The following is an 18,694-nucleotide window of genomic DNA, read 5'->3' on the forward strand; positions in this document are numbered from 1 at the left end:
ATCAGTATCATCCCCCATCCTGAATTTGACTAATTAAGAGCGAGTAACCATGGCGTTCGTCGTAACCGATAACTGCATCAAATGTAAATATACTGACTGCGTGGCCGTATGCCCAGCAGATGCATTTTATGAAGGTCCAAACTTCTTAGCGATTAGTCCAATTGATTGCATTGACTGTGGGTTATGTGTGCCTGAATGTAACGCTCAAGCTATTTTCCAAGAAGATGAGCTGGCTGATGATCAACAAGTATTCATCAAGTTGAATGAAGAACTCGCTGAAATATGGCCCAATATCACCGAAGTTAAGCCTGCTATGGAAGAAGCGGAAGAGTGGAACGGGGTGGAAAATAAACTAGGGATGCTAGAGAAGTAACCCGCGCACAACTCAGCGTTGATTTGATTTCTGCTATTGTGTTTTTGTCGTTCTGTGTTTTTACATTCTTTTGTTTTAGTGGCAAAAAAGCGTTAAGTGGCCCCTTAACGCTTTTTTTGTACGTGCACTTTTTTTGTACGTGCACTTTTTTTGTACACGTACTTTTTTATACACGAAATAGTTACAAGGGCTATCTGTGCTGACGACGCCAGTTATCCAAGATGATGCCACTCGCCATCGCCACATTCAGTGATTCTGCTTCGCCAAAAGACGGAATGGTAATTTTGTCTGTCACCAGAGGCGCTGCTTCGCTTCGTATACCATGCGATTCACTGCCCATAAGTAAGATGCCTTCGGGTTTAAATACAGTCTCATGGACGCTTTCCCCTTCAAGGAATGCCCCATAAACCGGTAAGTTAGCGCCTTCCAAATAAGCGGGTAAGTCGACAAGAGTGACTTGAACGCGAGCAAAACTTCCCATGGTTGCACTGATGGTTTTTGGGTTATATGGGTCAGCACAGTCAATACTTGCGACAATGTGCTTAATGCCATACCAATCGGCAACTCTGATAATGGTTCCCAAGTTTCCTGGGTCTGAAACGCCATCTAGGGCGATCATCATTCCTTTCGCTAATGGGATTTCAGCTTTGGGCGTTTCAACAACGGCAATCGCTGCATTGTTGCTTTTTAGCGTGCTGGCTTTGGTTAATTCATCGAGTGATGCTTCAACACAATCAAAGCCTTCTAATTGATGGGTATGCGCAGCTAGGAACTCAGCGGTGGCAAAGATATGTTGTGTGGTTAGAGAACTATTGATCAGTTCTAGGACATTCTTTTCACCTTGAACCAAGAACAGGCCGAGCGCCTTTCTTTGTTTCTTTTGGCTTAGAGCACGAACAAGCTTTAATTGGTTTTTGGATATCATTTTTTTATCTCGAATAAAATCGCGTTCATTATAAGGAAAACAAAAGGGGACACAAACTGAAGATTTGGTGGCTGTAACGTTATCTGTTAAATAACGACACAGAAGTGGGTATTGAAGTAGGACGTGATTGTAATCAATGAGTCTCACCAGTAAAATTGTTCACGCTGAGCGTCGTTACTCAGTGAAGGAACACGAAGTCAAAAAACGCCGACTGACCATTTCACAGCACCATAAACCTAATAGGCATATCATGTTTCATGCACACGTTTACTTCCCGTTAAAAAATATCGCCCAAGCAGAAGAACTAAAAAATCGTATTAATGCTGAAAGGCGAGATGTACTAACGGTTTTTCCATTGAATATGGGCTTAGTTGGGCCGCATAAAATGCCCATGTTTGAAGTTCACTTTGCCAATGATGACAAAGGTTTCACGCAATGGCTGAATCAAGCGCGTGGTGACTTTCCTGTGCTGATTCACCCTATCGGTGATAATGATCTGATAGATCATACAGAACATGCCGTATGGTTAGGCCGAGAGTTAGGCGTATTTGAGGATAAGCTTTCTTAACGAACCTTGTTAAACAATGAGGTTTGAAAATAAAGTAAGGTTTGAAAATAAGAGCTAAAAAAAGGCCAATAACACGTTTACTGAGTTTTAGTAAACGAAGCTAAAGGCCTTTGGGTGTGAGTTCGATGATTTTAGGCAGATGCCATAAGTAACGTTGGCTCAGTAATATTGGTTCAGTAATATTGATTAAATAGTATTGTTATCCAGTTTGGGGCTCAGGCTCTTCTATAAGATTATTAATCCATTTTTTGGATTGTATGCGTTGAGCGGTAAGGCAAATCTTGATGATCTCTTCTAGTAAGATGATCATCATAACCATGTGCAATGGCCAACCAAGGACAATCCCCGTAAAGTACGCAAGCGGTATACCGACAGCCCATTGCCCAAAGAGGTCAATGAATATACTGTATTTTATATCCCCCCCACTTTTTAAAACGCCACCAATCCCGACCATATTAAAAACCTTTAACACCATACCAAAAGCCATGACTAAACAAACATTCACCGCCATTTCTGGGTCACTGAGTGGGCTATTCATCAAGGCCGCGCTAATCAGTGGTGAGGCCAATAAACAAATAAACGCCAGCAATAAGGCCAATACACAGCTTGTAATGACGTACCACCACGATGTATCTGAGACTCGTTGATAATTTTTAGCGCCAATTTCATTACCCAATATGATGGAAGCTGCCACAGCAAAACCGAGAAAAGCAGAAATCAGCACGCTTTCAATGGGGGCCAGTAGTGAAATAATGGCAAGTTCACTAACACCAAGTTGTCCGACAATATAGCTGTAAACCAGAAGTCCGCCTGCCCACGCGGTATCGTGAATGATCATTGGTGTCGCAACTTTTATGAAACGCTTACGATTTTCTAGGCGGCGACCCTCTTGCCAACTTTTTCGATTTGGAAGTAAATGCGCGTAATGTTTTTTCACCATGTAGAACAGCATCAAGGTATGACATAAGCGAGAAACCGTGGTACCGATAGCCGCACCTAACACCCCCAGTTCCGGAAGCCCAAACAGACCAAAAATCAGTAATGCATTTAAAAAGGCATTAATAAAAATGGCGATAATACTGACATTGGTCGGCATTTTTGCTTCGCCTACCGATCGAAGCGCCGCTTCCATAGGCACGACAAGGGCAGTGAGCAACAAGCTAAAGCCAGTCACCCATAAATAATCTGTCGCCAGAGTAATATACTCAGGATCCGAAGCGATAATAGACACTACGGTTGCAGGGGCAAAAGTATAGATCAGCACAAAAGGCAGCGTGACCAACAATGCTACCATCCATGTTTGTGCCAGTGTCCTTGTGACACCCGCTAGGTTGTTGGCACCAAAGTATTGTGAGGCTAGCACACTCACCGCACCACTGGTTCCCACAATAACGATCAAGTTAAAGAAAAAGATACGGTTGCCGACACCTACCGCGGCTGTCGCTGATTCTCCCAATTGACTCACCATGAAGATATCAACCACACCAAGCAGCGAAAACAGAAGACCTTGCATTGAAACAGGCAGTCCTATGTCTATTAGCTTACGCCAAAATTGTTTATCGAGCGTTTGGTAAGTGGACAACATCGCAAAATTCCTCATAAGTGTTAATGAGAAGTTTAATTCCTGCCCAAAGAAAAGTATTGTCTCAATATATCAATAAGTTTTGCAAAACTATCATATTTCAGTGGGGCATATAGTGTGAATGACAAACAAGAACGCCTACTAATATCCGAAAAGACTCATCATGAGTTTATTGACCATACCCATGTAATGATGCTTGAGGAATATGGGATCATTCAATGCGGAATCGCGACGTGCAGAGATGTCTTTTCAATTTATAGGAAAAATCAACAGAAACACATGTTGCTTTACACTGTAAAAGGTAGGGGTTGGCTAGAAACAAATGGACGTCGTCATATCCTCGAACCCAGCTCTGTTATTTCAGCTCCGGCTTCAATAGAAATCGGTTTTGGTATTGAAGAAGAAGATTGGCAGATAGCGTGGGTGTTTTTAGATATGAACAAAGAGTGGCCGGAAATTGTAGGTGATGAAGTTCAATACTCTTTAACGCCGATAGCTGAAGTCATCTATGCCTCTATCTTGGCGATGCTACGATCGATTTCTCTGCCCATTGATCTCGGTGGCGCTGTGGGGAGAAGGGCAGTTGAGCAAATTGAGTTGCTGATCAATGCTCCGATTAATCTTGAGCAATCGAGAACTAAAATACGGATGACGCGCGTATTTGATATGGTGCAAAGGCAGCTTCATAAAGATTGGACTGTCGCGCAGCTGTCTTCGAATTTGCCTTGTTCGGAACCTCACTTTCACCGTTTGTGTCAGCAGTATTATGGGCATAGCCCTAAAGTACACGTCATGAGAATGCGAATGGAGTATGCCGCAAGATTACTCGTTTCAACAGAATGGTCAGTTCAACATATCGGTGAAATAGTCGGTTATCCGAATGCTGCAAACTTCAGTACACGATTTAAAGCTTGGAGTAAGATGACGCCAAGAGTCTTTAGGAACACAGTGAGAGGCAGTTAGTCTATGCCGATGAATAGCCCTTTACATACTGTGGTTATAAGGGGTGAGCTTTAATTTATGAGCTTTAAAGTAAGAGTAAAAGCGAATATTTTGACCTCAATCCTCTGTCTTTGTCTGTTTATGCCCGTTTGAGTCACGTCTGAAATCCCATTTTGTGCTAAAACTTAGAGAGTTAATCCGTCAATATTACTTAGAGGTGTTATGCAACTTTTCGCTGACAAGGAAGATCCAATTATCGAAAATGCAGAATTGTCACCGGTTGAGCACAGCCAAAAACCCTGGCGTGTGCTCATTGTCGATGATGATGAGCAAATGCATCAAATTACTCGATTGGCGTTGGCAAATTTTAAGTTTCAGAGCCGTCCATTAGAACTACTATCAGCATTATCTGCAAGTGAAGCGAAACACCTGTTATCAAATGAAGACGACATCGCACTCGCTTTGATCGATGTCGTGATGGAAACGGAACATGCGGGGTTGGATCTGGTCAGGTACATTAGGGAGCAGCAACAGAACTCATTAATTAGGCTGGTGTTAAGAACGGGTCAAGCAGGCCAAGCACCTGAAGACACCGTTATCCAAGAATATGATATTGACGACTATAAAGAAAAAACAGAGTTAACCACTCAAAAACTAAAAACATTGCTTTATTCCATGCTCCGTTCTTTTCGAGATCTTTGCTTAATAGAAGAACAAAAAACGGGTTTACGCCGAGTAATAAAAGCATCCGCTCGGGTCCAAAACACCAGTAGCCTTCAAGAATTTGCATCATCGGTACTCAGCCAGTTAACGTCCCTTTTAAAATTAGACACCTCGGCACTGTACTGTGTGGTTCAACCTGGCCCCGATGCTGAAGCATCGAGAGCGTTTACCTTAGCTGCAACAGGCAGTTACGTCGATTTGTATTATGATTGTGTATTAGACAAACTTCCTGAGTTAGTTTCAGAGCGTTGTCGAGACGTTCTGAGAACGAAAAAAACGGCTAAATACCCTGATGCGTATGTCCTGTGTACCAATACTGATGAAGGTATCGATAGTCTCCTATACGTCAATGTGAATCGCCCTTTGAACCTCCTTGATGAGCAGCTTCTTCAAATCTACATGCGAAATATTAGCCTAACGTTCGAAAACTTAAACTTGATGGTTGATCTTCGTGAAACCTCGAAAGAGTTGGTGAACAACCTAGCAAACGCGGTTGAAGCAAGAAGCCGAGAAACGGGCGCACATGTTCAACGTGTATCACTTATCAGTGGGAAATTGGCTGAGTTATATGGGTTACCGAATGATATTGTCGAGTTAATTAAAGATGCCGCTCCGCTTCATGATATTGGTAAGGTCGCTATCCCCGATAGTATTTTGCATAAACCAGGTAAACTTGACGCTGATGAATGGGAAATCATGAAAAAGCACGTGGAGTTTGGTGTCGATATTCTCAGTTCATCAAAACGAAAGCTTATCATTACAGGCAAAGAAATTGCGGGAAGCCACCATGAAAAATGGGATGGTTCTGGCTATCCATCAAGTTTGTCGGGTTATGATATTCCTGTTAGTGGAAGAATTGTCGCGCTTGCCGATGTTTTTGATGCGCTTGGGTCGGTACGCTCTTACAAGCAACCTTGGTCAGATGAAAAGATAAAGGAATTGTTGGTTGCTCAAAAGGGAAAACACTTCGAACCTGAGCTGGTCGATCTTATGATTGATCACTGGAAAGATTTTATTCAGATCCGAAGTGACTTGCCTGACTAAAACGTTTTTCCTAGCAGTCTAATAACTAGCAGTCTAATAACCGAATTATTTGACTGTTAGGTTTATTGATTTTAAGTGATCGCGTTAACAGTGTAAGCATGGCTTATTCAGTGGGCGTATTTTCAATAGACAGTGGCAGATCTTTAGGAATGATGAGAGTGAATTTGACTCCTTGGCCCGGTTCCGATTCAAATTGAAGATCGCCACTCAGTTTTTGTTTAAGCAAATTAAAGACCAAATTCAGTCCTAGCCCACTGCCTCCTTTTCCGCGTTTACTGGTAAAAAATGGTTCAAATATTTTTTGATGTAATGCGTTTTCAACCCCACTTCCATTGTCGGTGTATTCGAGCACGATATCTGAATCACTTTGATGGAACCTGATTGAAATCATGGGATTATCGAGGTTATCAAACGCGTGATTAATGCTGTTCATGACAAGATTAGTGACGATTTGAGTCAGAACACCGGGTAGGCTATTCATGACAATAGCGACGTTGCCTGAAACAACGGGTACGACAGGGACTCGTCTGGTTTCTGAATGAAGACTGCTCATCAGTGAATCAAGCACTTCTTTAACATTGAAAAGAGTACGAACTTCAGACACTTGATCGACCGCCGTTTGCTTGAAGTCCTTGATTAGCTTGGCGGCTCTGTTAAGGTTTTGCTCAAGCATACTGTTGCCTTCGTTGAGTTGTTCCATCAGTTGACTGAATTGGGTGCTTGTTAGTGTCTGGTTTGAAAATGCCGTTGTTAATTCAGCGCTAACATCGCGAATCACTGAAGCTGCGGTCACTGAAATCCCGAGCGGTGTATTCACTTCATGGGCGACCCCAGCAACAAGACCACCAAGTGCGGCCAACTTCTCTGACTCTATTAGTTGCTCTTGCGTCGCCTGAAGTTGCTCCATACTCTGCTTTAAGTCTGCTGTCCTATCCGCTACGGTATGCTCTAAATTGGCATTGAGAGTCTCGAGTTGAAGCTGCGCCACTTTTAAGTCTGATATGTTAATGCTGGTACCACGAAATCCAATAAATTTGCCATTAGAAAACCTTGCGAGCGCCTGGAAGAGCATATGATAAGTTTTCTCACCAATCTTGATCGTTTCTTCACATCGAGAAAAATCGGTGGATAATTTTACGCACCTTTTCAAATTCGACAGGTCGTTTAACTCGGGTACATCAAACAGGTACGGTTTATTAAAAGGATCAATGCTGAGAGACTTTGCCATGGATTCCGAGCAGTAGGTTAACTTTCCCAGTTCGTCGGTTTCCCACAACCAGTCAGATGAAACATGAGTAAAGTCACTGAGTCGCTCTTGTTCAAACTTAATATTGTTGTAGAGCGTGGTGACATCGGCGGTGATTTTATTGGTTTCATATGCCAACCAATTTAGCTCATCGTCCTCTTCCATAATCCATTTTTTATAAAATAGGTTAAGTGGTTTTGACGGATGCCGTGGGTTGTATTTTCTTAAATACTTTGCGATTAAGAATATTCGACGATTGATGCTTTCATGAAAGACCATCAGGATAAGAATGCACACAAAGGTGGTTTTTATTGAGTTAAAAATCAGGGTAATAATAAACTGCATCAGCAGTGCGTCGTAAATGGTCTTGGCGTTGGATTCTATGTAAATAGTACCGAGAAGCTCCGAATCTTCGCCGTCACGGCTTAAGTATTCTAAAGGGAAACTGACTGAAACGCGCTCATCTAGTACCTTGCTACCCGCATGGAAGGAGTAGTCGCCAGAGTCCACTTGCAGATAGTCAATCTTAGGTAAATTGACTAAACCGTCGAGACGTTCTTGTAAAACAACAAGGTCAAAATTCCACAACGAAGAGGCCAATAATGGCGCATGCACACTTTCTATCTCGTAGTGTCGCTGATCAACAGCGTTAAATTCACGATTATAGTCCCAGTACAGCTGAATAAGCGTCATGATCAGAGTGATGGCCCCACTCAGTATCACCGTGATGAGAATAATTCGACGACCAATCCGACTATGCAAAGGGTTACTGATGCTCTGCTCAAACTGCATTTTGTTTTTCATGTACTACCCGTTATGTTCGCCAGTCATATAAGTATAGAAGCTAGTCGGCATTTGGTACTATGCGCTGCAGCACATAAGCAAAAGCACATAAGAAAAAATCGTTTCTGCTAGCGCTATGATCTTTGCCAGAAAAGGTGGGATAACAAATGTGTTTTAACGTGACTCTTGTTAGTTTTACCTGGTTATTGCCCGTGAAAGCTTCAATTAGAGCCTCACTTCGTGGTATGTTCCAAAGCAAAATGAAACCGATAATATGGAAGTTAACGATATGGATTTAAACACATTTATTTCACAGCTTAAGCGAGAGCCTGAACTTATTGAATTTGAACAAACCATGAGTGTGATTGACGAAAATTTTAGTTTTACTCCAACCACGTTTACTAACGGTAAAACACTCAATCAGGCAGGGCAGAATAATGGCTCTTGCAAAATATTCGCGTTGGGTGCATTACAGCAGCTTTCTATTGAAGAAACGCTGGCTTGCTTTGGCCGATTCTATCGCGAAGACGTATTAAAGCACCCAGAGGGTGACGACCATCAAAACATTCGAAACTTTATGGTAACGGGTTGGGAGGGTGTTGAATTTGAAGCTGTTGCATTGGTGAAAAAAGTCTAGCGTTCTATTTATTTACGGACTAGGTGATTTACGGACTAAGTTATTTACGAACTAAGTGATTTACGAACCAAGCGTCTATATTTCACAAACCTAGCGTCTGCTTTACTTATCTAGCATTGAGCTTATATCTCACAACTGACCTTAAAGGATAGGCAGTGCACTTAAGCATTTACGGCACAGGCAAACGCCACTGTCGGTAACACCTGCACTGTCTCGCCTTTCAATATCAAAGCACCAACAGGTACTTTTTCCACTCTCAATATCGCATTGAGTTTTTGCACTGCATAAAGGGCATTCGTGGCTGCTTTTTTCACCACGTAGCTCTGCCATTATGCTCGCTCTTTGATCATCGCTGTAGTTTGGCCATTGGGCGATTTCTTTCTTGGTTCTGTGGCATCCAATGCACATATCGCCAGACGTTTTACATAAACCGATGCAGGGTGTTTTACAGGGAGCGTTCATTTCTACCATTGCCTTTGAAAACAGGCCTAAAGTATACCAGAGAACGTAGGTCATGCTTATTGATTCTAGAAAAGCATAAAGCCTTGGTGTAGGATTGTCGGCCATTTTCTATTGGTGAGATCACTATGTTCATTGGATTTGATTACGGTACCGCGAATTGCTCAGTGGCGACCATGCAAGATGGGCAGCCAATACTACTTCCGCTCGAAGGTGATAGTTTTTATATTCCTTCAACGTTATGTGCACCGACGCGAGAATCTGTTTCTGAGCACCTTTTTCGTCACAGAAGCATTTCTCCTTCTGATGCCGTTGGGGAGCAAGTATTGAGGCGTTCGATAGCGTTCAACCGAGAAGAAAGCATTGACCTTCAATCGGAAGATGTTGCATTTGGTCAATCTGCCCTAGATCTTTATTTAGATGATCCGAGAGATGTTTACTACGTTAAATCACCGAAATCATTTTTAGGAGCGTCAGGTTTACATGACGTTCAACTGAGTTTTTTTGAAGATCTCGTTTGCGCCATGATGGCCAATATAAAATCGCAGGCTGAATTACATACACAAAAAATGATTGCTGATGCAGTTATTGGTCGACCGATTAATTTTCATGGACGCGGTGGCGAGGCGGCAAATAAGCAAGCCGAGAAAATTCTAGAAAAAGCGGCAAAGCGAGCGGGTTTTGAGCAAGTTGTTTTTCAATTTGAGCCTGTTGCAGCCGGGTTAGAATATGAAGCAACACTCAATGACAACATCACGGTTCTGGTTGTGGATATAGGCGGTGGTACGACCGATTGCTCGATGATAGCAATGGGGCCAACTTGGCGAGGAAAATCAGACCGTACGCAATCTCTTCTCGCTCATAGTGGGCAACGGGTAGGGGGGAATGACTTAGATATACATCTAGCGTTCAGACAACTCATGGCACCTTTTGGGTTTGGTAGTCAAACCAAGAGTGGTATTGAAATGCCCATTACACAGTATTGGAATCCAATTGCCATTAACAATGTAGAGGCTCAGAAAGAGTTTTACTCGCGATCCAATTTATCGGCGCTTAAAATGTTGGTGAAAGAAGCGAGTGAACCTGAAAAGTTAAATAGGCTTCTTCAAGTGTACAACGAAACATTGGGCTACAATATCGTCCGTCGAGCTGAAGAAGCGAAGATTGCCCTTTCTTCTGATCGTCATTATCAAGCACACATCGATCTTCTTTCAGAAACGATCCAGGTTGAGATCACCCAACAACAAATGATTGACGCGATAGAGCAACCGAAATCGAAAATGGCCGAGCTTGTTAAAGAAGCGGTAAAATTAAGCAGCGCTCAGCCAGATGTCATTTTCATGACGGGAGGCTCGGCACGCTCTCCATTCTTGCGCAAAGCGGTAGAAGAACTGCTACCGAATATTCCCGTAGTGAGCGGCAATTATTTTGGGTCAGTCACCGCAGGGCTGGCGAGATGGGCAGACATCTGCTTCAAGTAACATTCGTTAACCGTTAATCGCCAAGCACTAATAGTTAATAGGCACATGAACCATCACCAATCTGTGATGGTTCGTTTCTTTGGCGGTTCATTGTTTTGAAGCGATCAAATTACAATGCCGATTTTGAATGCTACCTGTGTGTAACGTTATTTTGAGTGCTGAGGTGGCTGATAAGAAAGAGAGGCGTCTTGTCGTATGAAAACGTTGCTCGCAATAATGCTACCCACACATATGCAAACTAAACCTAAGCAAGATAATAGCTGAGGTGTTTCATTAAATATCACCATCGCAAGTAGCGTAGCAACAACAGGGGTAAGAGACCCGAACGCTGCGGTTCGCTCTGCTCCAAGGATTGAAATGGCATGCAGAAAAGTAAACGAAGCAAACAAACCAATTCCAAAACCTTGTATGAGCAAATGTCCCAGTAATTCTCTGAAAGGCCAATCTCTTGCAACCTCTATCAATGAATGGTGTTTAAGAGGTGAGAGAAGAGAGCTTTCGATAACACCGGTGGCGATGAGCAAAGCCAACAAGACGAAAGAGACAAAGGAAATTAATCCGGCACAAACCAGTGCAGGTAAATGACTAACCCGCGCACAAATCGTGAATGTTGCCCACATTAAACTCCCCACCAAAAATAACAGATGGCCTTTCAAGAGCGCAGGATGGTTTTCAGATGCGCCTGACCATAAAAATAGGCCAATCCCAACAATGATAAGTCCCAGCCCAACTTTTCGATGTTCACTTAACGGTTGAGAGAAAAGGATCACCGCAATAGCAGAAACAAATAAGGGTAATGTCCCGGGTACTAAAGCACTACCATCAGACACGGTGGCATTCTGCATTGCCCAGCCTGCGATGAGCAAGTACGGGAGCCCACCACCAACAATCATGCCAAGCAGATATCGAATAGGGATAGATAGGATCTGTTTTCTGGCTCGGAAAGTGACTGGGAAAAGAACTAAAGCCGGCACCAAAAAACGCGTAATCGCGATATCAGCAGGAGTAAATGAAGATATCGCCCCACCTTTTAGTGAAAGAAAGAAGCCAGACCAAAGCAGTACTGTTGCAAAAATTGAGAGGTAGCCCTTAAACATAGTGTTTACCTTTTGTGAATAAGCACTATTATCCTTCTAAATATGCGCTTATATCAGGCGTAATGTTAACTAAATTCATCAAATATTGGCTGTAATTGTCGCCTAACAATTGATGATTAGCTGAATCAATCGTGTAGGTATTCATTGAAATGGACAGAATTGATAGACGTATACTGGAATTAATTCAGCAGCAGGGAAGGTTGTCCACCGCTGACCTGGCAGACAAAGTCGGTTTGTCTGCTTCACCTTGCGCTCGACGTTTAAAAAAGCTTGAAGATGAGGGTGTTATCGATAGCTATAACGCGAGCTTGAACAAGGGGAAATTGGGCATTGGAATGACGGTATTCGTTGAAGTGAGTTTAAACAACCATCAAGCGGGTTCGATAGATGGATTCGAACAGGCGATGTGTGAAAGCAAAGAAGTGATTAATTGCCATGTGGTATCCGGTGCTTATGATTATTTATTAGAGGTCGTCACCAAAGATCTCGAAGGGTATGAACAGTTCACGCGTCAATTACAAAGAATTCAGACGGTGAAAGACATTCATACACACTTAGCAATAAGACAAGTAAAACAAGGTAAGTCGCTGCCTATTTTAATATAGGCAGCTTGTTTAATTTGCCGCTTCTTTTATAAGCAGTTTCATTGACAAGCAGAAGGGAAAAATAGGCTTCACCTATTTACAGCTCGTCAATTGGCTGAGACTCGCTTAGAGAATAGCTAAGGTCTACTAAACGAGAGTCAACGGCTAACCAAGAGCCGGTAGAAAGCCCGCACTGATGGCCAGCTGTGCCGAAACAATAAAGACCCCAACCATACCGGTCATGATAAGGGCTGGCTTACCACCAAACACTTGGTACTCAGACTGGTAGTGCTCAGATTGTCTAACTTTATACACCATTGCAACAGGTAGGAAGATAGCCAGTACAGCAAGGGCAATAGCGGCGTAACCTAACGCCATAATAAAGCCTTGTGGGTAGAAAAGAGCAAAACCAAGTGGCGGTACAAAGGTAATGATGGCTGAAAAAAATCGATTTCCTTCTTTTGCTTTCCCCTTCACGGAGTCAGCCAGGAACTCAAATAAGCCAAGGCTTACACCCAAAAAAGACGTCAGTAGCGCTAAATCTGCGAATATCCCAACTATTTGACTAATATTGGATTGCTGTACCGTTACGGCAAGCTCGCTAATAAGGGCAGATAATCCCGTGTTTTCTATCAGAGTATCTTGGCTTATCACCCCTAATGTAACGATTTGCCAGAAGATATAGACAACTAAAGGGATCGACGAGCCAATGAGAATCGCTTTACGTAACGAGCGAGTGTCACCATCCAAGTAATTGACCACCGCAGGGATACTGCCGTGAAAACCAAACGAGGTAAAAATAACCGGTATTGCCGCAACAATGAAACCCTGTTGAATGGGCATACTGAGCAGGTATCCTTGAGTCACATTTGGCGCAAGAAATCCAAGAACGACGACCATAGCAACCAGCTTTGTGATAAACAAAACGCGATTCACTTTATCTACCGTGCTTGTTCCAAACGTAACAATCGTTGCCACAATGAGCGTAAAGAGTACCGTCGCGAACGGAGCGTTAATGTCAGTTCCAGACCAAGAGGCTAATCGCTCACCAAACTGAGCGCCACCACCTGCGATATAGGCTGAGCACAAAGAATAGAAAAGAAACAACATAGCAAAGCTTGTCAACCATTGGCCTTTTTTCCCCAATATTTTTTTGGCCAAACTATGCAGCGTAGCATTGCTATCGGCGTGTTGATGAAGTTCAAGCATCAATAGTGCAGTGAAAGCCATTAAAAGCCAAAGGCTCAGCATTATGATGAGTGAAGTTGAGAATCCAATGCCTGCGGATGCGATAGGGAGCGCAAGCATGCCTGCGCCAATCGTGGTACCGGCAATAATCAAAGTACTACCAAATATCTTTGAATCTGTCATGTGTACACTTAAATTTACGTTATTTAACATCTAGCGAAGAATACTGCGATTCGAACAAATAACAGATTCTGCGTTCATAAGTTGAAGATTTTGTGGCTTTTAAGTCTGCAAATCAAGTGTTTTGTAAGGTTTTAAATCCACAAATGTAAATTAAAATGTACATTCGGGATGTTTGAGTAATTATTGCGTCATCTTCGTCGGTTCGGAGTAACGCTATAAAGTAAAGTAACATTATAAAGTTAAGTGGCATGTCGAAAGGCAACCGCTAAGGACAACAACTCTGTACAGCGAGACCGTAAACATAATTACCTGCTTTCATTATTACCTGCTTTCATTTAGGCATTCTGTTAAAATCCGCGCCAGTTTAACAATAGGTAAAAAACATGACGCTATCTTTCCAAAATCTTGGGCTTTCTCATAAAATCGTTGATGTGGTCAATCAGCTAGGAATTAGCCAGCCGACAGAGATTCAGGCTCAGGCTATCCCTCATGTGTTAGCAAAAAAAAATGTGCTAGCCGGTGCGCAGACAGGCACAGGAAAGACAGCCGCTTTTTCGCTACCCATTATTCAGCAGTTCTTAGATCGACCGCTGACAAGAGAAATAAACAGCCGAGTCATTAGAGCGCTCGTTTTGGTACCCACTAGAGAATTGGCCCAGCAGGTTTTTGACAATGTCACTCATTATGCTGACCAAACTGGTTTAAAAATCGTGACTGCCTATGGTGGAACGAGCATGAATGTACAAACCACGAACTTGAAGGGAGGCGCTGATATTTTGGTCGCTACGCCGGGGCGACTTATCGATCACCTATTTTGTAAAAATATCGTGCTGAGTCAAACCGAAGTACTTGTTTTAGATGAAGCGGATAGGATGTTAGATATGGGTTTTATGCCTGATGTCCAGCGTATTTTGAAGCGTATGAATGAAGCACGCCAAACTCTGTTCTTTTCGGCAACATTGGATCAGAAAATCAAAGCCATTGCCAACAAAATGATGTCTGATTCCGTAGAAATCCAAGTAGCACCAGCTAACAGTACCGCCGAGACAGTCAAGCAAATGGTGTATCCAGTGGATAAGAAGCGCAAAAGTGAACTGCTTGCGTACCTGATTGGTTCAAAAAACTGGCAGCAAGTGTTGGTCTTTACCAAAACTAAGCAAGCGACAGATGCGTTAGTGAAAGAACTTAAACTCGATGGCATAAAAGCGACATCGATTCACGGTGATAAGAGCCAAGGCGCAAGGCAAAAAGCACTAGATGATTTTAAATCAGGTAAAGTTCGCGCTCTTATTGCTACGGACGTAGCAGCAAGAGGGCTTGATATCCATCAGCTCCCTCAAGTTGTTAACTACGATTTACCGTATAAAGCCGAAGATTATGTGCATCGTATTGGTCGTACGGGGCGAGCAGGAGCGACAGGCTTAGCCGTCTCGTTAATGAGTCGAGATGAAGAGTATTTGCTTAAAGCAATAGAAGATCTACTCGATACCCATTTACCGCAGGAATGGTTAAACGGGTTTGAGCCTAGCCTCAACGATCCAATAGATAATGCGCATGCGCCATCCAAACGAGGCCGTTCGTCTGAAAAGCAAAAGATGAAAGCAAAGTTAAAAATACATGCGGGAAGAGGAAAACGTAGATAAAACGTTTAAAATATTCAAAAACCCCAGCCAACTTAACCTATATATAAGTTGGCTGGAATATATCTACCTTTCTCATTTTACCCGTTCCCTCCTCATTTACCCATAAGTCTCAATCTATATTTTTATTAGTAATAGGTGTTTGATTCGATATCGATGATTAATAATAAAAATAACATTATCTAAAGACCGATAAACTTTGAACCGATAATATCCAATTACCGATAGATTTAATTATAAATATAATTATTCTTATCGGAACCTGTATTCGATGTTTCTTAAGGACATTGCGACTAATAAAAATGTAAATAATGAATGGAGAATTAACCCATTGTTTTATTGATGGTAAATCTACGTTTCCTACTGCGATAAACGACTTGATACTTATATGCAAATCGAAAATAACATTAAATTGTTAACAGTATGTTTCTATTTACATCTGGTTGCATTTCCATTGTAAAATTTATAAGTCCCTTGTTATCAATGACTTAATTGCATTTTGGTTTGTCTGTAGAGTACGTAATATATTATGAAATCATGCACTTATAGATGTTAACGATAAATTAACATTACATTTGTGGTGAGATCTTGTTCAAAATTATGCCTATTAAATGAAAAAATATTTGTATTGTAATATAAGGAGTCTAGTTTAAATAAGTAGAAAGATTCTTCAATTAAGAAAGAATTATAGTATTTGTTACGTTAGTTGGTGCTTATTTGAAAGTGCCATTTTATATACGCTTTAATATTGCTGTTAAGAATGGAGTCCCTCAATGAAAAAGCTCGCTTTGATCACCGGATCAAAAGGCGGAATAGGTTCCGCGATCTCCTCTAAACTGGTTAGCGATGGTTACCGTGTAATAGCAACATATTATACTGGCAATCATCAGTGTGCATTGGACTGGTTTGTAGAAAAAGAATTCAATGACGATCAGGTCCGGTTATTTGAACTCGATGTGACGAATGCCGCGGAGTGCGCCGAGCGCCTCAGTAATCTTTTACAAGAGGAAGGCACCATCGATGTTTTGGTCAATAACGCGGGTATAACGAAAGACAGTGTATTCAAAAAAATGACGTTGGATGCATGGCGTGACGTCATTGAAACCAACCTCAATAGTTTGTTTAACGTTACCCAACCGCTGTTCGCGCCAATGTGCGAAAAAGGCTCAGGTCGAGTCATCAATATTTCTTCTGTTAATGGGCTTAAAGGCCAATTTGGTCAAACCAATTACTCAGCCGCTAAAGCGGGAATGATTGGATTTTCAAAAGCACTTGCGGCTGAGGGGGCTCGCAGTGGCGTGACCGTTAATGTAGTCGCTCCAGGGTACACAGCAACCCCCATGGTTCAGCAAATGAAACCAGAAGTTCTTGAGTCAATTAAGTCACAAATTCCGATGAAACGTTTAGCGACACCGGAAGAGATTGCGGAGTCGGTGAGTTTTCTCGCAAGCGATGCAGGGGCATACATTACTGGTGAAACATTGTCAGTCAATGGCGGATTGTACATGAGTTAGGTTGGGCATTATGAAAAGAGTATTTGTTGTAGCAGCGAAACGAACACCAATTGGATCGTTTGGTGGAAGTTTAAAAGAGATATCTGCAGGTAAGCTTGCATCTATCGCTATCAGAAGTGCGTTAGAAGCTGGAAATGTTCAACCACAAAACGTGGATGAAGTGATTGTTGGTAATGTCATTGGCGCCGGACAAGGCATGAGTGTTGGGCGTCAAGCGGCCATATTTGCGGGTCTTCCCACAAGTGTCCCTGCATATAGTCTAAACATGGTTTGCGGTAGTGGTATGAAATCAGTCATGGATGCGGTGTCTCATATTCGCTCTGACGATGCTGAGATCGTCGTTGCAGCGGGTGTTGAAGTGATGTCACAAATTCCTTTTACCGTCCCTTCGTCAGTTCGTGATGGTCACAAAATGGGGCATCTGAACATGACCGATCTACTGATATCAGATGGTCTGACGGATGTGTTTAATCAATACCACATGGGGGTGACGGCGGAAAATGTTGCCAAAGAATGCGGCATTAGCCGCCAGCAACAAGACGAGTTTGCGCTGAACAGCCAGCAAAAAGCCATCGCAGCCATAGAAGCAGGCGTATTCAAAGATGAAATAACCCCTGTAGATGTAAAAAAGCGTCGGGAAACCGTTACCTTCGATACGGATGAATATCCAAAGGCCACGGCAACATTGAGCGGATTGGAAAAACTCCGCCCTGCTTTTGACCGAGAAGGCAGTGTCACTGCAGGAAATGCGTCTGGAATCAATGATGGGGCGAGTGCATTGATTCTGGCCTCTGAAGACGCGGTTAACACCTACGATCTAAAACCAATCGCTGAAATTACCAGTTATGCGCAATCTGGGCTGGACCCGAAAATCATGGGATTAGGTCCTGTTGAGGCGGTGTCTCAGGCGTTAAGTAAAGCAGCTCTTCAACTCAAGGACATCGATCTGTTTGAGCTCAATGAAGCGTTCGCCGCGCAAGCTTTAGGTGTGGTGCATTCATTAGCGAAAGAGCATCAAGTGTCGGTATCTTCGATCTTGGATAACGCAAACGTTAACGGCGGAGCCATTGCACTTGGGCATCCATTAGGAGCATCGGGCAATCGTATTCTCGTTACTCTTATCCATGAACTCAACCGAAGAAGTGGCCAGTACGGTGCTGCTTCCTTATGTGTTGGGGGCGGTATGGGGACAGCAGTCATCGTTAAGTCAGCATCGCTAAATCAACAAAGTTAAGTTAAATCAGCATAGTTTAGTTAAATCAGCATAGTTAAATCCATTTAGTGATTAAACCGAATATTTTATTTATCTAGGAGAACGACCATGTATACAGATTTCTTTAAAACATTCACAGACCAAACTGAGCAATCACTTCAGCCTTATCTAAAGTTCAATAAGCTAATGACAAAAAATGTTGAAGTGCTTACTGAGCTACAACTTAATGCGATTCGTACCTACAGTGAGATGGGTATGACTCAAATGAAGGCCGCAACGGAAGTGCGTGATGTGACATCATTGACTGCATTTAACGGCCAGCAACTTGCTGTGTTAACCAAGTTATCTCAACAACTCACCGAAGACAGCAGCAAGCTACAGGCGATTGCGAAAGAGTTCAAAGACGATGTTGAACAGATGACCTCGGAAAATCTAAAAACAGTGACTCCTGCATAACACAGTCCATTTTGCCGCCTTTGATTAAGGCGGCTTTTTTCCGAAGATAGGAGTAG

General features: G+C 42.6%; 17 protein-coding genes. 11 read left to right on the forward strand and 6 right to left on the reverse strand.

Features of this window, described 5'->3' with window-relative positions; all coding sequences use genetic code 11:
* Positions 1 to 49 precede the first annotated feature (49 nt).
* The gene (gene fdxA / locus A1QO_RS17030) at positions 50 to 373 is read left to right on the forward strand and encodes a ferredoxin FdxA (RefSeq protein WP_017033643.1); all 324 of its coding nucleotides are present in this window, start codon (positions 50 to 52) and stop codon (positions 371 to 373) included.
* Between the two features lie 190 nt (positions 374 to 563).
* On the opposite strand, the gene A1QO_RS17035 is transcribed toward fdxA, so the two are convergent.
* Positions 564 to 1,298, reverse strand: coding sequence for an RNA methyltransferase (locus A1QO_RS17035; RefSeq protein ID WP_017033642.1), 735 nt, complete (start codon positions 1,296 to 1,298; stop codon positions 564 to 566).
* 250 nt (positions 1,299 to 1,548) lie between these two features.
* Here A1QO_RS17035 and A1QO_RS17040 point away from each other — a divergent pair, with 250 nt between their 5' ends.
* Positions 1,549 to 1,866, forward strand: a complete 318-nt coding sequence (locus tag A1QO_RS17040; protein WP_026026642.1) for a DOPA 4,5-dioxygenase — start codon at positions 1,549 to 1,551, stop codon at positions 1,864 to 1,866.
* A gap of 199 nt (positions 1,867 to 2,065) precedes the next feature.
* Here the strand turns inward: A1QO_RS17040 and A1QO_RS17045 are convergent, their stop codons facing one another.
* A complete protein-coding gene (locus A1QO_RS17045) occupies positions 2,066 to 3,451 on the reverse strand; it encodes an MATE family efflux transporter (RefSeq protein WP_017033640.1) in 1,386 nt (461 codons plus the stop codon).
* A 114-nt stretch (positions 3,452 to 3,565) separates the two neighbouring features.
* Between A1QO_RS17045 and A1QO_RS17050 the strand changes: the two genes are divergently transcribed.
* On the forward strand, positions 3,566 to 4,411 hold the full coding sequence (locus tag A1QO_RS17050; protein ID WP_017033639.1) for a helix-turn-helix transcriptional regulator: 846 nt from the start codon (positions 3,566 to 3,568) through the stop codon (positions 4,409 to 4,411).
* A 201-nt stretch (positions 4,412 to 4,612) separates the two neighbouring features.
* Positions 4,613 to 6,157, forward strand: coding sequence for a DUF3369 domain-containing protein (locus tag A1QO_RS17055; protein ID WP_017041414.1), 1,545 nt, complete (start codon positions 4,613 to 4,615; stop codon positions 6,155 to 6,157).
* A gap of 103 nt (positions 6,158 to 6,260) precedes the next feature.
* Here A1QO_RS17055 and A1QO_RS17060 read toward each other — a convergent pair whose 3' ends face one another.
* A complete protein-coding gene (locus A1QO_RS17060; protein ID WP_017041415.1) occupies positions 6,261 to 8,207 on the reverse strand; it encodes a PAS domain-containing sensor histidine kinase in 1,947 nt (648 codons plus the stop codon).
* Positions 8,208 to 8,475: 268 nt separating this feature from the next.
* Here A1QO_RS17060 and A1QO_RS17065 point away from each other — a divergent pair, with 268 nt between their 5' ends.
* Complete coding sequence (locus A1QO_RS17065; protein WP_026026641.1) at positions 8,476 to 8,823, forward strand: HopJ type III effector protein; 348 nt, start codon at positions 8,476 to 8,478, stop codon at positions 8,821 to 8,823.
* A 141-nt stretch (positions 8,824 to 8,964) separates the two neighbouring features.
* Here the strand turns inward: A1QO_RS17065 and A1QO_RS20145 are convergent, their stop codons facing one another.
* Positions 8,965 to 9,285, reverse strand: coding sequence for a cysteine-rich CWC family protein (locus A1QO_RS20145; RefSeq protein ID WP_038131777.1), 321 nt, complete (start codon positions 9,283 to 9,285; stop codon positions 8,965 to 8,967).
* A gap of 125 nt (positions 9,286 to 9,410) precedes the next feature.
* Between A1QO_RS20145 and yegD the strand changes: the two genes are divergently transcribed.
* Positions 9,411 to 10,763 (forward strand): molecular chaperone, encoded by a 1,353-nt coding sequence (yegD, locus tag A1QO_RS17070; protein ID WP_017041416.1) that lies wholly within the window; start codon positions 9,411 to 9,413, stop codon positions 10,761 to 10,763.
* Between the two features lie 146 nt (positions 10,764 to 10,909).
* Here yegD and A1QO_RS17075 read toward each other — a convergent pair whose 3' ends face one another.
* Positions 10,910 to 11,860 (reverse strand): DMT family transporter, encoded by a 951-nt coding sequence (locus A1QO_RS17075; protein WP_017041417.1) that lies wholly within the window; start codon positions 11,858 to 11,860, stop codon positions 10,910 to 10,912.
* Positions 11,861 to 12,009: 149 nt separating this feature from the next.
* Here A1QO_RS17075 and A1QO_RS17080 point away from each other — a divergent pair, with 149 nt between their 5' ends.
* Positions 12,010 to 12,465 (forward strand): Lrp/AsnC family transcriptional regulator, encoded by a 456-nt coding sequence (locus A1QO_RS17080; protein WP_017038146.1) that lies wholly within the window; start codon positions 12,010 to 12,012, stop codon positions 12,463 to 12,465.
* A 144-nt stretch (positions 12,466 to 12,609) separates the two neighbouring features.
* Here the strand turns inward: A1QO_RS17080 and A1QO_RS17085 are convergent, their stop codons facing one another.
* Positions 12,610 to 13,815, reverse strand: a complete 1,206-nt coding sequence (locus tag A1QO_RS17085) for an aromatic amino acid transport family protein (protein WP_017038145.1) — start codon at positions 13,813 to 13,815, stop codon at positions 12,610 to 12,612.
* A 383-nt stretch (positions 13,816 to 14,198) separates the two neighbouring features.
* Between A1QO_RS17085 and A1QO_RS17090 the strand changes: the two genes are divergently transcribed.
* From A1QO_RS17090 to A1QO_RS17105, 4 genes are all read left to right on the forward strand, one after another.
* Positions 14,199 to 15,458: a DEAD/DEAH box helicase gene (locus A1QO_RS17090; protein ID WP_017033630.1), complete on the forward strand. Its 1,260-nt coding sequence runs from the start codon at positions 14,199 to 14,201 to the stop codon at positions 15,456 to 15,458.
* A gap of 770 nt (positions 15,459 to 16,228) precedes the next feature.
* The gene (locus A1QO_RS17095) at positions 16,229 to 16,969 is read left to right on the forward strand and encodes an SDR family oxidoreductase (RefSeq protein ID WP_017033629.1); all 741 of its coding nucleotides are present in this window, start codon (positions 16,229 to 16,231) and stop codon (positions 16,967 to 16,969) included.
* Between the two features lie 10 nt (positions 16,970 to 16,979).
* Positions 16,980 to 18,203, forward strand: coding sequence for an acetyl-CoA C-acetyltransferase (locus tag A1QO_RS17100; protein ID WP_017033628.1), 1,224 nt, complete (start codon positions 16,980 to 16,982; stop codon positions 18,201 to 18,203).
* An 87-nt stretch (positions 18,204 to 18,290) separates the two neighbouring features.
* The gene (locus A1QO_RS17105) at positions 18,291 to 18,638 is read left to right on the forward strand and encodes a phasin family protein (RefSeq protein WP_017033627.1); all 348 of its coding nucleotides are present in this window, start codon (positions 18,291 to 18,293) and stop codon (positions 18,636 to 18,638) included.
* Positions 18,639 to 18,694: the final 56 nt, after the last annotated feature.

Origin of the sequence: Vibrio genomosp. F10 str. ZF-129, assembly GCF_000287055.2 — a bacterium.
Lineage (GTDB): Bacteria > Pseudomonadota > Gammaproteobacteria > Enterobacterales > Vibrionaceae > Vibrio.

What these genes read in the sequence shown, in the direction of transcription:
- fdxA (WP_017033643.1), top strand. Translation starts at nt 50, where the DNA reads ATGGCGTTCGTCGTAACCGATAACTGCATCAAATGTAAATATACTGAC.
- A1QO_RS17035 (WP_017033642.1), bottom strand. Translation starts at nt 1,298, where the DNA reads ATGATATCCAAAAACCAATTAAAGCTTGTTCGTGCTCTAAGCCAAAAG.
- A1QO_RS17040 (WP_026026642.1), top strand. Translation starts at nt 1,549, where the DNA reads ATGTTTCATGCACACGTTTACTTCCCGTTAAAAAATATCGCCCAAGCA.
- A1QO_RS17045 (WP_017033640.1), bottom strand. Translation starts at nt 3,451, where the DNA reads ATGTTGTCCACTTACCAAACGCTCGATAAACAATTTTGGCGTAAGCTA.
- A1QO_RS17055 (WP_017041414.1), top strand. Translation starts at nt 4,613, where the DNA reads ATGCAACTTTTCGCTGACAAGGAAGATCCAATTATCGAAAATGCAGAA.
- A1QO_RS17060 (WP_017041415.1), bottom strand. Translation starts at nt 8,207, where the DNA reads ATGAAAAACAAAATGCAGTTTGAGCAGAGCATCAGTAACCCTTTGCAT.
- A1QO_RS17065 (WP_026026641.1), top strand. Translation starts at nt 8,476, where the DNA reads ATGGATTTAAACACATTTATTTCACAGCTTAAGCGAGAGCCTGAACTT.
- A1QO_RS20145 (WP_038131777.1), bottom strand. Translation starts at nt 9,285, where the DNA reads ATGAACGCTCCCTGTAAAACACCCTGCATCGGTTTATGTAAAACGTCT.
- yegD (WP_017041416.1), top strand. Translation starts at nt 9,411, where the DNA reads ATGTTCATTGGATTTGATTACGGTACCGCGAATTGCTCAGTGGCGACC.
- A1QO_RS17075 (WP_017041417.1), bottom strand. Translation starts at nt 11,860, where the DNA reads ATGTTTAAGGGCTACCTCTCAATTTTTGCAACAGTACTGCTTTGGTCT.
- A1QO_RS17080 (WP_017038146.1), top strand. Translation starts at nt 12,010, where the DNA reads ATGGACAGAATTGATAGACGTATACTGGAATTAATTCAGCAGCAGGGA.
- A1QO_RS17085 (WP_017038145.1), bottom strand. Translation starts at nt 13,815, where the DNA reads ATGACAGATTCAAAGATATTTGGTAGTACTTTGATTATTGCCGGTACC.
- A1QO_RS17090 (WP_017033630.1), top strand. Translation starts at nt 14,199, where the DNA reads ATGACGCTATCTTTCCAAAATCTTGGGCTTTCTCATAAAATCGTTGAT.
- A1QO_RS17095 (WP_017033629.1), top strand. Translation starts at nt 16,229, where the DNA reads ATGAAAAAGCTCGCTTTGATCACCGGATCAAAAGGCGGAATAGGTTCC.
- A1QO_RS17100 (WP_017033628.1), top strand. Translation starts at nt 16,980, where the DNA reads ATGAAAAGAGTATTTGTTGTAGCAGCGAAACGAACACCAATTGGATCG.
- A1QO_RS17105 (WP_017033627.1), top strand. Translation starts at nt 18,291, where the DNA reads ATGTATACAGATTTCTTTAAAACATTCACAGACCAAACTGAGCAATCA.